The organism is Desertimonas flava, from assembly GCF_003426815.1.
Classification (GTDB): domain Bacteria; phylum Actinomycetota; class Acidimicrobiia; order Acidimicrobiales; family Ilumatobacteraceae; genus Desertimonas; species Desertimonas flava.
In genome coordinates this window covers 37887-51443 of record NZ_QKYK01000013.1, presented here as the reverse complement: position 1 = coordinate 51443, position 13557 = coordinate 37887, and the positions used below count along the sequence as shown (strand labels likewise).

The following is a 13557-nucleotide window of genomic DNA, read 5'->3' as shown; positions in this document are numbered from 1 at the left end:
CGACGTCAGCGCGGAATGTCGATGGCGGCGGAGAAGACAGCCGTGATGTCGGTGGCGTACGGAGCCGTCGCCTCGAGGCCGAGCTGCACCGTCGAACGCAGCAGCGAGAGGATGACCATCACCATGCCGTTGGCGATCTGCGCCGGATCGATGTCACGCCGCACCGATCCACCCAGCTGCTCGGCGCGCAGGCGCTCGGTGCATGCCTTGCGCAACTCGGCGAGGGCCGGGATCTCGAGCACTCGCTGGGTGACGTCGGGCTCGAGGCCGGCGAGCAGGCGCCGGGCCAGCGGGTGATCGTCGAGCGAGCCGACGAGTGTCGACATGACCCGGGCGAACCAGTCGACGCGCTGCGGGTCGTCGAACACGATCGAGAGGCCTTTGGCCACCAGTTCGGCGGCGTCCTCGTCGGCGGCGGCCAGGAAGAGGGCTTCCTTGTTGGGGAAGTAGGCATAGGCCACGGTGCCACCGACGCCTGCGTCACGGGCCACGTCGGCCACCGAGGTGGCGCGGTAGCCGTCGCGACCGAAGCGGACGATCGCCGCATCGAGGATGGACCGGCGGGTGCGCGCGCCCTTCGAGGTCAGTGGCGTGTCCGGATCACGCGTCGGGTCGTCGGTCGTCACGCCCCTAACGTACCAATCCGGGATGCAAAATTGAGGGGTTGAGCACTTCTCTCAATTCGTCTAGAGTCCGGGTATGACGCCGCGCAACGTGCTCACCCGTCGCATCTCCTTCGAGGCGTCGCTCGCCACCGTTCCCAAGCACTTCGCCGCCGACGGCGACCTGATCAGCAGCCACCTCACCGCCTGCCTGTCGGCGGTCTTTCCGGACGGCGAGGACTTCTTCGTCCGCTCGGTGCGCCACTTCCGCGACGACATCACCGATCCGGCGCTCAAGCGACAGGTGGCCGGCTTCATCGGCCAGGAGGCGATGCACGGCCGTGAGCACCGGGCCCTGAACGACCGCCTCGGAGAGCTGGGCTACCCGGTCAAGCGGATCGAGCGCATCACCCGCCGCGCCGTGACGTTTCGCGAGCGACTCGCTCCCCCGAAGGCCAACCTCGCCATGACGGCCGCCCTCGAACACTGGACGGCGACCCTCGCCGAGCTCGTGCTGTCGAACGAGGAGACGCGGCGTCTCTTCGGCCACGAGGCGATTCGCGACGTCTTCGTGTGGCACGCCCTGGAGGAGAGCGAACACAAGGCGGTGGCGTTCGACGTCTACAAGGCCGTCGGGGGCACCGAGCGCATGCGAGTGTGGACCATGAACATGATCCGTATCGGGTTCGTGGTGGCCATGACGCTGTTCACCACCGCTTCGCTCCTCGGCGACCGCGAGACGTACCGCAAGGGCAAGCTGCGCGCGAGCTGGCGGCGCTTCCGCCGTTCGCCCCTCGCGCAGCCCGCCCTGTGGGCCCAGCTCAAGGACTACAACCGATCCGACTTCCACCCCGACGACAGTGACACCGACGCTCTCCTCGAGGAGTGGTGCGAGCGCCTGTTCGGACCGAACGGTACGCACAACGACAAGCTCGTGGGCGCCGGACGGGTCGCGTGACGATCCCCGAGCACCTCGACGTCCTCGTCGTCGGCGCCGGACTGTCGGGGATCGGGGCCGGTCACTACCTGCAGGAGAAGTGCCCCTGGGTGAGCTACGCGATCTTCGAGTCGCGTGACGCCATCGGCGGGACCTGGGATCTGTTCCGGTACCCCGGCATCCGTTCCGACTCGGACATGTACACGCTCGGCTACTCGTTCCGGCCGTGGCCCGGCGCGAAGACGATCGCCGACGGCCCGTCGATCCTCCGCTACATCAGGGAGACGGCGGCCGAGTCCGGCGTCGACCGGCAGATCCGCTTCCACCACCGCATCGTGAACGCGGACTGGTCCACCGAAGACGCGTGTTGGCACGTGACCGCCGAACGGACCGACACCGGTGAGACCGTCCGGCTGACCGCCGGCTTCATCTTCTCCTGCACCGGCTACTACCGCTACGACCATGGCTACGAGCCGGACTTCCCCGGACTCGACCGGTTCGCCGGCACCGTGGTGCACCCGCAGCACTGGCCCCAGGACCTCGACTACGACGGCAAGCGCATCGTCGTGATCGGCAGCGGCGCCACCGCCGTCACCCTCGTGCCGTCACTCGCCGAGCGGGCGGCCCACGTCACGATGCTCCAACGTTCTCCCACGTACGTCGCGAACGTGCCGCAGCAGAACCTCATCGCCAACCTGCTCAAGCGAGTGCTACCGGACCGCGTCGCCGGACGGACGATTCGCTGGATGCTGGCCCTCAGCACGCAAGGCTTCTTCCAGCTCAGCCAGCGCCGCCCCGAGTTCGTCAAGCGCCTGCTGCGCCGCGGCGCCGTCCGTCAGCTCCCCGAGGGCTACCCCGTCGACACGCACTTCAACCCCCGCTACAACCCGTGGGACCAGCGCCTCTGTGCCGTGCCCGACGGCGACCTGTTCAAGGCGATCTCGGCCGGCACCGCGTCGGTGGTCACCGATCACATCGCCACGTTCGACGAGACCGGCATCGAGCTGGTCTCGGGCGATCACCTCGATGCCGACATCGTCGTCAGCGCGACCGGGCTCGAGCTGCTCTTCATCGGCGGTATCGAGCTCGCCGTCGACGGCGAGCCCGTCGACGTCCCCAGCCGTCTGACCTACAAGGGCATGATGCTCGAGGGCTTGCCCAACCTCGCGTTGGCCGTCGGCTACACGAATGCCTCGTGGACGCTGAAGTGTGACCTCACGTGCGACTACGTCACACGGCTGCTCAATCACCTCCGCGACAACGGCCTGCGGCAATGCACGCCCCGCAACTCGGACACGTCGGTGTCTGCTCAGCCATTGCTCGGGCTCTCGTCGGGCTACATCCAGCGCGCCGCCGATCGATTCCCGAAGCAGGGTTCGAAGTTCCCGTGGCGGGTCAAGCAGAGCTACCTCGCCGACTACCGGGCGCTCAAGCTCCGCGGCATCACCGACGAGGCGATGGAGTTCTCCAATCCGGTCCCAGCGGTCTCGCCGGCGACAGCCGGCCCCGATCTCCTCGCCGCGGCCGGGTCGTGACGCGGCGCTCGGATCGACCATGAAGAAGCTCGACGGCCGGGTCGCGGCGATCACGGGTGCCGGATCGGGAATCGGCCGCGCCCTCGCGATCGAGCTGGCGGGACGCGGCATGCACCTCGCCCTCTCCGACATCGACGAGTCCGGCCTCGCCGACACGGTCGCCCGCTGCGAGGGCCGCGGCGTGAAGGTCACGTCGCAACGCGTCGACGTCGCTGATCGCCATGCCGTGTACGCCTGGGCCGACGAGGTGGTCTCCGAGCACGGCAAGGTCAACCTCGTCGTCAACAACGCCGGCGTCGCCGTCGCCTCCACCATCGAGTCGGTGTCGTACGAGGACTTCGAGTGGTTGATGAACATCAACTTCTGGGGCGTGGTGCACGGCACCAAGGCCTTCCTGCCCCATCTGATGCAGTCCGGGGCCGGTCACATCGTCAACCTGTCCAGCGTGTTCGGGCTGATCAGCGTGCCGTCGCAGGGCACGTACAACGCCAGCAAATTCGCCGTGCGCGGCTTCACCGACTGTCTCCGCATGGAGCTCGACGCAGCCAGGTGCGGCGTGTCGGCCACCACCGTGCATCCCGGAGGCATCACGACCAACATCGCCCGCAACGCCCGGATGGACGAGAGCGTCACGGTGCTCGCCGGCTCACGCGACCAGGCGGTCGCCGACTTCGACAAGATCGCCATCACGTCGCCGGAGAGGGCCGCCAAGGCCATCGTCAAGGCCGTGCGGCGCAACCGGCGACGCGTGCTCGTCGGCCCCGACGCCACCGTGATCGACGGCCTCGCGCGCCTGCCGGCCGCGCTGAGCCAACGCCTCATCAGCGCCGGCGCCCGCCGACGCCCGAGGTGAACGCCATCGCTCTCCTCGACATCGAGACGCAGGCGTACCGGCGTCGATCCTTCAGGTACGGGCGAAGAGCGCGATGCTGGCGGCCGTCTGGGCGGCGACGTCGGGGAGCGCAGCGGCGAAGATGTCCATGCCGTGCGAGGTGCCCATCACGACACGGCACTGCGCGCTGACTCCGGCCTGCAGCAGCAGGCGGTAGAACTCGATGCCCTCGTCGCGCAGCGGGTCGGCTTCGTTGACGCTGATGAACGTCGGCGCCAGTCCACGAACGTCGTCCTCAGTGGCGAAGGCTGGCCAGGCCAGGGGATTTCCCGCCTCGAGCTGCTCGATGCCATAGGCGACGGCTCCGCGGTTGTGGTGGAGGTTGAGGAGGATGCCTTCGTTCTCGATCGACGACGGGAATCGCTCCTGTGGCCACTGTCCGGCGATGTAGGGACACAGGGCGTACAGGCCGTGGACGAGCCCCATGTCGCCATCGCGCAGTAGCTGCAAGCCCGTCGCCAGGGTCAGGTTCCCGCCCCCGCTCTCCCCCGCCACGATCACACGCGCCGGATCGATCCCCAGCTCGTCGGCGTTGTCCGCGGTCCACCGAACCCCGGCCGCGCAGTCGTTCAGGCCGGCGGGGAACGGCTCGATCTCGGGCGCCGACGACGGCGTGAGACAGTTGCGGAAGTCGATCATCGACACGGCGAGACCCTGGTGGGCCAGCACGCGGCCCCACATCCGATAGATGGCGTTGAAACACGAACCGGTCTGCATCCCGCCGCCGTGGAGATAGACGACGCCCGGGAGGACGTCGTCGGTGTCGGGCCGGATGAACAGCACCTTGACGGCGTTGCCGTCGGGAGACGACACGAACTCGCGAGTCTCGATCCGCAATCCGTCGAACGGCGCGACGTCGGCGGTGTCGAAGCGGGCGTAGAGATCCTCGAGCTTGGCGGCCATGGCCAAGGCCGATTCGGAGTTCGAGATCTCGACCAGGCGATCACGGCTGTCGATGTCGTCGAGGGGGCGCGACGGGACGTTGCGCAGGGCTCGTTTGACGCGTGGATCGAGACGACGATCGTTCTGGACGTCCGGCCCGGATGCGGCCTCCACAGTGGATGACATCGCCACAGTCTTGCCTGCACGCTTGGGCCGTCTCGGACCGGAGGGACGGTTCGATCCGGCGCATCGCCTGATGAAATCGGCGTACGGTGCGGGCATGACGGGGAACGGATCAGAGTGGTGGCTGGTCGACGGAGTGGCCACGGCGTGGTTCGCCGCCGCATCCCTCAACCAGGGCGCCGCCCTCGCCGGACACATCGTCGGGCTACCGGTCGCCGCCGATGTGGACGTACGCCCGACCGGCGTCCGGGTGCGCCTCGACTCGGACGAGCACGCCGCGCTGCTGTCGGCCGCCGCCCGCAGGCTCGGACTGACGCCGGACCCCGCCGTCCTGCAACAGCTGCGCGTCGTGATCGAATCGTCCGAGCCGACGGGCGTGAGGCAGTTCTGGCAGCGCACCCTCGCTTACGAGCCCGGGCCCGACGGCAGGCTGACGGATCCGCAGCGTCGCGATCCCCCGCTTCGGATCAGCGAGTCCACCGAGTTGCGGCCGTTGCGGAACCGCATCCACCTCGACATCGTGCGACCGGCCACGTCCGTCGCGCAGGTGGGGCTGGGTGACGGCTCCGGTCCCTACGGGGTGCGTCACTCCGACCCGGACGGCAACGAGGCCGACGTCGTGCCGGCCGGCGCGCTGGGTGATCGCGACGAGATCGCCGACTGGCAGGCCGTGTTCAGCGCGATGGCGTGCTACCGCACGTCGTCGCCTGCGCAACAGCGCGACCTCGTGGCTGCGGCAGCCGACCTGGCTGACGATGCTGGCTTCCCCCTGCTCGTCGATCTGCGTCCCGGACTCGTGATCCTCGACTCGGGCAAGGACCTGTGGGAACGAGACGCGCACGGCCTCGACATCGGGTTCGACGACCTCGCCGCAGCGGTCCAAGCCGCGGCCCGGAGCGTCGGGGCCGTCGCCGACGCCGAGCTGCCTCGCTTCACCCAACTCTTCCTCGACGCCGCCGATGTCGCGGCCGTCCGCGCGTTCTGGACGGGTGCGCTCGGCTACGTCCCCGACCGCCGGTCCGGGGTCACCGACCTCATCGATCCACGCCGGCTGAACCCGGTGCTGGTGTTCCAACCGCTCGACGTGTCGGACACGGAGCGGCGCCGACAGCGCAACCGCATCCATGTGGAGCTCGCCGTACCCGAGGACGTCGGTGCCGCCCGCCTCGAGACGATCGTCGATGCCGGCGGAACACTCCTCGACGGGATGGACGGCCGTTGGCAGCTGGCCGACCCCGAAGGCAACGAGTTGGTGCTCATCGCCGGATCCTGAGAAGCCCGGGCGACGGGAGCGCCCCGACCAGGACGATCAGACGGAGACTTGGTGGACCCTGGCGCCGTGGTCTCGCGTCGACGCGCGCCCTCCGTCGAGGCGACGAGCGACGAAGACGCCGGTCCCGGCGACCGCGGCCGACAGGAGGACGGCGAGGGCCACGGCGTCACCGGCTGCCCACCCGGAGGTGTCCCCGTACGAGACCACCACCCCGACCGCTCCGGTGCCGAGGGCGATGCCGAGATTGTCGAACAGCTGCAATGACGCCGTCGCCGCTCCGTCACCCCCCGTCGGTGCGAGCCGCAGCACTTGCTGCGAGTGGGCGGCGTAGGCCAGACCCATCCCGAGTCCGCCGAGCGTCCACCCGACGTGGATGCCCCAGAACGGCACCACGTCGGGCATCGCCGAGAGGGCGACGATGAGCACCCCGACCGTGATCACGCAGAAGCCGGCGCGGACGAAGAAGCGCTCGCCGGTCCGCGTGATGTAGCGCTCTTGGCTCCACGTGCCGATCGTCCACGTCAGCGTCGCAGTCGTGACGACCACGCTGCCGGAGAATGTCGAGTGTCCCCGACCGTCGGTGATGGCGTAGGGCACGAACGTGTCGGTGCCGAAGAAGGCGAAGGTCAGCAGGCCGCGCGAGAGCACCGCAGCGGGGAGACCCCGTGCCGCGTGGAGCGTGCCGGCCGGTGCCAGGCGACGGAGCGAGCCGATCCCGACGAGCACACCGGCGGCGATCCCCGGGACGAGCACCCATCCGCGCTCCTCGAGCGCGGCGACGATCAGCGCCGCGCCCGCGGCGACCCGGACCGCCTCGACCATGCGCCGCCGCAGGAACGGTGTCGATTCACCGTCGCCGCCGGAAGGGGCGGCGGCGCTCGGGCCCAGCGTGCGGATCGCCGGCACGACGAACGACCCGGCCACGGCGACGAGCGGGATGAGGGCGAGGAACACCCAGCGCCAACCCACCGCAGCGGCGACCCGCTCGGCGATGACCGGACCGACGACGCCCGGAACCACCCATGCCGTCGAGAGCAGAGCGAACATCCGTGGCCGCTCCTCGGGCGAGAAGGCGCGACCGATGGCGATGTAGCCGATGGCCGGCACGACGCCGGCGCCGAAGCCCTGCACGAGTCGGCCGGCGACGAGCACGGGCATCGACGGCGCCAATCCACCGATCACCAGCCCGGCGGCGAACAGGACGAGACCGATCACGTACGGACGCCCGGCCCCGCGGCGATCGGCCTGCTCGCCGGCGGCGACGATGCCGAGCATGGTGCCGAGGAAGAACGCAGTGGTGACCCAGCCGTACCACTCCACGCCACCGAGGTCGTCCTCGATCTCGGGCAGCACCGTGATGACGGCGAGGGACTCGAACGCCACCAGCGTGACGACGGCGACGAGACCGATCCGGAGCGTCTTGCGCGACGCGGTCGGGGCGCTGGTTTGTGCCGGATCCGGCTCGTGGGGCGTGTCAGTCATGGCCGGCCGAACGGTAGGGCATCAAGTGCGCTTGAAGTCAAGCGCGCCCGGAGGCGAGCGCGTCCGTGGTGGGGATCTCGACGATGAAGCGGGCGCCGCCGCCCTGGGCCTCGTCCACGGTGACCGTGCCACCGTGGCGGGCCACCAGGTCACGCACGATCGCCAACCCGAGCCCGGTGCCGCCCGTCGAGGCGGTGCGCGACGCGTCGAGGCGGGTGAAGCGTTGGAACACGTCGCTGCGCCGCTCGACGGGAATCCCCGGCCCGTCGTCGGCCACCACGAGCACCGTCGATGCGTCGGCGCGGTGCAGCGTGATCGTCACCGTCGATCGGGCGTACCGAACGGCGTTGTCCAACAGGTTGGCGACAACCCGGCGCAGCTCGCTCTCCACACCGTCCACTCTGGCGTCGCCGACCCCGTCTGTCCCGATCACGATGCCGCCATCGGTCGGCGCCCGTCGCGCCGCCTCGTCGAGCACCACGTCGCCCAGGTCCACCGGGGAGGTGCGCCGCACCGCGCCGGCGTCGCTCCGCGCGAGCACCAAGAGGTCGTCGACCAGCCGCTGCAGCGTGGCGATCTCCTCGAGCTGGCTGTGGCGGGTCGCCGCGGGATCGGCGCGGTCCGGGGCGCTCTCGTCGACCTCGAGCTCGGCACGCATCCGGGCCAGCGGCGTACGCAGCTCGTGCGACGCATCGGCGACGAAGCGCCCCTGCGCCTCGGCCGCCGCCTGCAGCCGGTCGAGCATGGCGTTCATGGTCGTCGCCAACCGGGCGATCTCGTCCCTCCCGGGCGGCTGCGGGACTCGCCGGTCCAGCTCGGTGAGCCCGATCTGATCGACCTCGGCCCGCATCCGCTCGACCGGCCGCAGCGTCCGTCCCACGACCAGCCAGACCAGCGCTCCAAGCAGGACGACGGCAAGGGGGATGATCCACAGCAGCAGGCGTGTCAGCTCGCTCACGCTCTCGTCGACGTCGTCACGGTCACCGGCGACCACTGCGGTCGCGTCGTCGTGTCGCTCGACCACGTAGCGCACGGCGTCGCCGTCGACGTCGGACGTCCCGTGGTCGCCGGCGCCGGCGAGGGTGGCCAGCTCGGCCAGCTCGTCCTCGTCGGCGTTGGTTGCCACGACGGCACCGCTCGCGTCGAGCACGACGAACAGGTCGTCGCCGCCGTCGGATCCGGCGGTCGCGGGGGACTCGGCGAGCAGCTCGGCCCGAGCCGCGATCCGGTCGTCGAGCGAGTCGATCTGCGCGTTGCGATGCAGGACGACGAGCGCTGCCGAGGCCACGGCGAGCACCGCCGCCACGGCCACGATCGCCACGGTCGTGACCTTCAGCTGCAACGAGGCTCGCCGGATCATGGTGACGACTCCATCCGGTACCCGGCGCCACGCAGCGTGACGATGCGGTTGGTGCCGTACGGCTCGTCCAGCTTGCGGCGTAGGCGGGCGACGTAGACCTCGACGATGTTCGGGTTGCCGTCGAAGTCGAACTCCCAGACTCCGTCGAGGATCGCATCCTTGGACACGGTCGTCCCCGCCCGCCGGGCGAGGAACTCGAGGACGTCGAACTCACGCCGCGTCAGGTCGATCTCGTCGTCACCCACCAGCACGCGGCGGCTCGCCGAGTCGACGATGACGTCGCCGACCACGGTCGTGTCGCCGAGGCCACGCCCCCGCTGGGCGCGGCGCATCAGCGACCGGATGCGGGCGACGAGCACGGGGAACGAGAACGGCTTGGTGAGGTAGTCGTCGGCGCCCGTTTCCAGACCTTCCGCCTCGTCGAGGTCACCGGCCTTGGCCGTCAGCATCAGGATCGGCGTCCAGTCGCCCGCCGCTCGCAGGTCGCGGCAGATCACGAACCCGTTGCGGCCCGGCAGCATCAGGTCGAGAACGATCAGGTCGTAGACGCCCTCGGTCGCCATCCACCAGCCGTCGTCGCCGTCGTGGGCGACGTCCACGGTGAAACCCTCGGCCTCGAGCCCCCGTCGCACGGCGGCAGCGATCTTGCGGTCGTCCTCGACGACGAGCAACTTCACGTGGACATCATCGCCGGGCCGGACACCCTCGGATGATGTCCGTGCACGGCTGAACAGACGCTGAACCCTTGCGACGCACCGTCAGGTTCCTGTCAGGTTGCGGTCCGCAGAGTGATGGCATGAACACCTCCCGACTGCTTGCCACTGCCGGCCTCGCCACATCCGCCGCCGTTCTCGTCGGTGGCCTCGCCGCCGCAACGACCACTCCACCCGAACCAACCAGCGCCGAGCCGACGACCGATCTGGGCCGGGCCTCGGAGGCGGCCCTCGCCGAGACGGGCGACGGGACCGTCGTCGCCTACTCGGTCGAACGCAACGGCTACGAGGTCGAAGTCGCCCTGACCGACGGCACCGTGATCGAGGTCCGCCTCGACGACGAGTTCGTCGTCACCGGCACGACCGACGAGAGCCGCGACGACGATGACGACGACACGCTCACGTCGGCCCAGATCGCCGCCCTGGCCGATGTCGACCTCGCCGGCGCCCACGATGCGGCGCTGACGGAGGCCGGCGACGACGGCGTGGTCGTCGAAGTCGACCACGACGAGGACGACGGGGGCTACGACGCCGACGTCGAGCTCGCCGACGGCACGACCGTCGAGGTCGAGCTGGCCGACGACCTCACCGTCGTCGCCACCGAGACCGACGACTGAGGGGGCGGCCAGCCCCGTTGCGCTTGGCGTTCGGCACCAAACCGCAACGGTCGGCTCGGCAGGGCGGCTCAGGACGTTCGCCTCTACCGGCTCCAGGCGGTGCCTGCGTACGGTCGATGCAGGCCACTCCTCGGAGGGAGTCACATGCCAGTCCGACCCGCATCCGCAAGCGTCCCCTCCCCGGGTCTGACCGCCGACCGCTTCAGGAAACGGCTCAACGAGTCCGACACACTGCTCTGGAACATCGAGCGCGATCCGACGCTGCGGACCACCATCGTGGCCGTCGCCGTCTTCGACCGAGTTCCCGACTGGGATCGGTTGCGCGACCGCCTGCTCGACGTCTCGGCCGCGATCCCGCGCCTTCGGCAGCGCGTCGTCGCGGCCCCGATGCGTCTGGCGAATCCGCACTGGATCGACGACGACCGATTCGACGTGGACTACCACCTCCGTCGCGCTGTCGTGCCACCGCCGGGTGACCTCGACGCCGTGCTCGCCATGGCCGCCCCGATGGCGATGGCCGCGTTCGACAAGGAACGCCCGCTCTGGGAGTTCACGCTCGTCGAAGGGCTCACCGGGGGCCGGGCGGCACTGATCGAGAAGATGCACCACAGCGTCACCGATGGGGTGGGAGGAATGCTGCTCGCCCGGGCGATCGTCGACGACGTCCGCAACCCGCGCCGGCGTGCGGCGTCACGGCGCGAGGGTGCCGTTGTTCCCGTCCCCTCCACCTCGTCATCACGGGGCCCGAGCCCCTACCTGACGTCGATCGCCGACGCCATGGTGGAGAACGCCCGGGTCGCCCTCTCGAGCGCTCGCCTCGGGGCCGCCATCCCGAGGTGGACGGCGTCGGCCCTCCGGGATCCGGTGCACACCGCGGCCGCTGCCGTCCGCGGGGTTCGCTCCGTCGGCCGGATGCTGCGCCCGGCTGGTGCGCCGTTGTCGCCGGCGATGCGGGGGCGGGGGATGTCACGTCGTCTCGAAGCGTTCGACGTGTCCCTGCCCGAGATGCTCGCCGCGGCGCACGCCGCCGGGGCGACGCTCAACGACGCGTTCCTCGCCGCCGTCGCCGAGGGCATGCGGCGGTACCACGTCCGTCACGGCGTGACCGCCGAATCCCTACGAGTGACGATGCCCGTCAACCTGCGGCGGGACGACGACCCCGTCGGCAACAACCGATTCACCCCCGTGCGCTTCGCCCTGCCGATCACCGACGAGGCTCCCGTCGATCAGATGCACCGCCTCGGCGAGATCGCCAGGCGCTGGCGGCGGGAACCAGCAGTCCCCCTCAGCGACATCATCGCCGGCGCGCTCAACCGCCTGCCGGTGGTCGCGACCACGTCGCTCTTCGGCACGATGCTCAAGGGCGTCGACCTGGTGGCCACCAACGTGCCGGGGCTCACGGGCCGCGCGTACCTGGCAGGTGCCGAAGCGATCGCCCACTACGCGTTCCCGCCGCCGTCGGGTGCCGCCTGCGGCATCGCGTTCCTGTCGCATCGCGACCGCGGGTGTGTCGGGATCACCATCGACACCGCGGCTGTCCACGATCCCGACGTGCTGCGGGACTGCGTGCACGACGGGTTCCGAGCGGTGCTGGCGGCGGGGAGCCAGTGAGCCATGGAACGACTCGGTCCGCTCGACGCTCTGTTCGTCAACGCCGAGGACGGCGTGTCCCACATGCACATCGGCTCGTGCGCCATCTTCGCCGGGCCTCCGCCGTTGTTCGCCGAGGTCGTCGGCCTCATCGCCGGCAAGCTCGATCTTCTGCCGCGCTACCGGCAGCGCCTCCGCAGGGTGCCAGGCGGCCTCACGCATCCCGTCTGGGTCGACGACGCGAACTTCCAGCTCGACTACCACGTTCGTCACTCGGCCCTTCCGCCACCCGGCGGCGAGACCGAACTGGAGAACCTCATGGGGCGGTTGATGTCCCAGGAGCTCGACCGCGACCGGCCGCTGTGGGAGGCGTGGGTCGTCGACGGCCTGTCCGACGACCGGTGGGCCCTCATCTCCAAGGTGCACCACTGCATGGTCGACGGCGTGGCGGGCACGGACATGATGGCCGTCCTGCTCGATCCGGCCCGCGACGCCGCCGTCCCGACGCCCGCCTCGTGGTCACCGGCGCGCGAGCCGAGTGACGCCGAGCTGGCACTGGGCGCGGCGTGGGAGCTCGCCGGGCTGCCGATCCGTCAACTCCGCGCATTCGCCGGCAATGTGCGGCGACCTCGGGCTGCACTTCGCCAGGTTGCCGACGTCGTGGCGGGCGCGCGTTCACTGGCCAACTACGCCCGGCCGGCCCCGCCGGTGTCGATCGAGGGGTCGATCGGACCGCATCGCCGGTACGCGGCGGCGCGCTGCACGCTCGACGACGCCAAGGCGATCCGTGCCGCACTCGGAGGATCCGTGAACGATGTGGTGTTGGCCGTGATCGCCGGCGCCTTCCGTGACGTGCTGTCCACGCGCGGTGAGGCGGTGGACGACACGACGCTACGCACGCTCGTACCCGTCTCCACACGTGCGCCCGGCGACGCGTCGCGGAACAACCAGGTGTCGCTGATGATCGCCGAGCTGCCCATCGCCGTCTCCGATCCGCGCGAGCGCCTCACCGCGGTCCACGCCGAACTCGCCCGTCTCAAGGCCGCTCATCAGGTCGAGGCCGGGGCGGCGGCGACGGCGATCGCCTCGTTCTCACCGCCCGTGCTGCAAGCGCTCGCCGTGCGAGCACTCACCGCGACGTTGCGACGGATGCCGCAGCACAACATCAACACGGTGACCACCAACGTGGCCGGACCGCAGTACCCGCTGTACGCGCTCGGTCGAGGAATGCTCGAGTACCTGCCCTTCGTGCCGCTCAGCTCGGGCGTCCGCATCGGTGTCGCCGTGCTGTCGTACAACGGCCATCTCACGTTCGGGATCACCGGCGACTACGACGCCGCGCCCGACGTGCACTTCATGGCCGAGCGCATCGAAGCGCAGATGACGACGCTACGCGAGCACGCCGACCTGGCCGCCCCGAGGCGACGGGCCCGGAAAGCGACCTCGGGGCGATCCCGATGAGCACGTGGTCGCGGGTCGGTGAGGCGTTGA

General features: G+C 70.1%; 12 protein-coding genes. 7 read left to right on the top strand and 5 right to left on the bottom strand.

Annotated elements, in window-relative coordinates; genetic code table 11:
• Positions 1-5: 5 nt before the first annotated feature.
• Positions 6-626: a TetR/AcrR family transcriptional regulator gene (locus DN771_RS15875; protein WP_162942013.1), complete on the bottom strand. Its 621-nt coding sequence runs from the start codon at positions 624-626 to the stop codon at positions 6-8.
• 73 nt (positions 627-699) lie between these two features.
• Here DN771_RS15875 and DN771_RS15870 point away from each other — a divergent pair, with 73 nt between their 5' ends.
• From DN771_RS15870 to DN771_RS15860, 3 genes are read left to right on the top strand one after another with little or no spacing between them, the layout of a single operon-like run.
• On the top strand, positions 700-1560 hold the full coding sequence (locus tag DN771_RS15870; RefSeq protein WP_227462370.1) for a metal-dependent hydrolase: 861 nt from the start codon (positions 700-702) through the stop codon (positions 1558-1560).
• Positions 1557-3074 (top strand): flavin-containing monooxygenase, encoded by a 1518-nt coding sequence (locus DN771_RS15865; RefSeq protein WP_116998524.1) that lies wholly within the window; start codon positions 1557-1559, stop codon positions 3072-3074. The genes DN771_RS15870 and DN771_RS15865 overlap by 4 nt, the downstream gene beginning before the upstream one ends.
• A 19-nt stretch (positions 3075-3093) precedes the next feature.
• Entirely contained in the window at positions 3094-3927 is an 834-nt protein-coding gene (locus tag DN771_RS15860) for an SDR family NAD(P)-dependent oxidoreductase (RefSeq protein ID WP_116998523.1), read from the top strand.
• Positions 3928-3978: 51 nt separating this feature from the next.
• On the opposite strand, the gene DN771_RS15855 is transcribed toward DN771_RS15860, so the two are convergent.
• Entirely contained in the window at positions 3979-5034 is a 1056-nt protein-coding gene (locus tag DN771_RS15855; RefSeq protein WP_116998522.1) for an alpha/beta hydrolase, read from the bottom strand.
• A 94-nt stretch (positions 5035-5128) separates the two neighbouring features.
• Here DN771_RS15855 and DN771_RS15850 point away from each other — a divergent pair, with 94 nt between their 5' ends.
• Positions 5129-6304 (top strand): VOC family protein, encoded by a 1176-nt coding sequence (locus tag DN771_RS15850; protein ID WP_116998605.1) that lies wholly within the window; start codon positions 5129-5131, stop codon positions 6302-6304.
• Between the two features lie 36 nt (positions 6305-6340).
• On the opposite strand, the gene DN771_RS15845 is transcribed toward DN771_RS15850, so the two are convergent.
• Genes DN771_RS15845 through DN771_RS15835 form a run of 3 tightly spaced genes read right to left on the bottom strand, consistent with a single transcriptional unit; the run spans position 6341 to position 9823 of the window.
• Positions 6341-7786 carry an MFS transporter gene (locus DN771_RS15845; protein ID WP_116998521.1) on the bottom strand — a complete coding sequence of 482 codons (1446 nt, stop codon included), beginning with the start codon at positions 7784-7786 and terminating at the stop codon, positions 6341-6343.
• A 37-nt stretch (positions 7787-7823) separates the two neighbouring features.
• On the bottom strand, positions 7824-9146 hold the full coding sequence (locus DN771_RS15840) for a sensor histidine kinase (RefSeq protein ID WP_116998520.1): 1323 nt from the start codon (positions 9144-9146) through the stop codon (positions 7824-7826).
• Positions 9143-9823 carry a response regulator transcription factor gene (locus DN771_RS15835; RefSeq protein WP_116998519.1) on the bottom strand — a complete coding sequence of 227 codons (681 nt, stop codon included), beginning with the start codon at positions 9821-9823 and terminating at the stop codon, positions 9143-9145. Before DN771_RS15835 ends, DN771_RS15840 begins: the two co-directional genes overlap by 4 nt.
• Before the next feature lie 119 nt (positions 9824-9942).
• On the opposite strand from DN771_RS15835, the gene DN771_RS15830 reads away from it, so the two are divergent.
• The 3 genes from DN771_RS15830 (at position 9943) to DN771_RS15820 (ending at position 13527) form a co-directional block, all read left to right on the top strand.
• The gene (locus DN771_RS15830) at positions 9943-10476 is read left to right on the top strand and encodes a hypothetical protein (RefSeq protein ID WP_116998518.1); all 534 of its coding nucleotides are present in this window, start codon (positions 9943-9945) and stop codon (positions 10474-10476) included.
• A 144-nt stretch (positions 10477-10620) separates the two neighbouring features.
• On the top strand, positions 10621-12087 hold the full coding sequence (locus tag DN771_RS15825; RefSeq protein ID WP_116998517.1) for a wax ester/triacylglycerol synthase domain-containing protein: 1467 nt from the start codon (positions 10621-10623) through the stop codon (positions 12085-12087).
• Between the two features lie 3 nt (positions 12088-12090).
• Positions 12091-13527 carry a WS/DGAT/MGAT family O-acyltransferase gene (locus DN771_RS15820; protein ID WP_116998516.1) on the top strand — a complete coding sequence of 479 codons (1437 nt, stop codon included), beginning with the start codon at positions 12091-12093 and terminating at the stop codon, positions 13525-13527.
• The last annotated feature ends 30 nt before the right edge of the window (positions 13528-13557 follow it).

Coding starts and splice junctions, on each gene's coding strand:
- DN771_RS15860 (WP_116998523.1), top strand. CDS start 3,094: ATGAAGAAGCTCGACGGCCGGGTCGCGGCGATCACGGGTGCCGGATCG.
- DN771_RS15820 (WP_116998516.1), top strand. CDS start 12,091: ATGGAACGACTCGGTCCGCTCGACGCTCTGTTCGTCAACGCCGAGGAC.
- DN771_RS15870 (WP_227462370.1), top strand. CDS start 700: ATGACGCCGCGCAACGTGCTCACCCGTCGCATCTCCTTCGAGGCGTCG.
- DN771_RS15850 (WP_116998605.1), top strand. CDS start 5,129: ATGACGGGGAACGGATCAGAGTGGTGGCTGGTCGACGGAGTGGCCACG.
- DN771_RS15830 (WP_116998518.1), top strand. CDS start 9,943: ATGAACACCTCCCGACTGCTTGCCACTGCCGGCCTCGCCACATCCGCC.
- DN771_RS15855 (WP_116998522.1), bottom strand. CDS start 5,034: ATGTCATCCACTGTGGAGGCCGCATCCGGGCCGGACGTCCAGAACGAT.
- DN771_RS15840 (WP_116998520.1), bottom strand. CDS start 9,146: ATGATCCGGCGAGCCTCGTTGCAGCTGAAGGTCACGACCGTGGCGATC.
- DN771_RS15825 (WP_116998517.1), top strand. CDS start 10,621: ATGCCAGTCCGACCCGCATCCGCAAGCGTCCCCTCCCCGGGTCTGACC.
- DN771_RS15845 (WP_116998521.1), bottom strand. CDS start 7,786: ATGACTGACACGCCCCACGAGCCGGATCCGGCACAAACCAGCGCCCCG.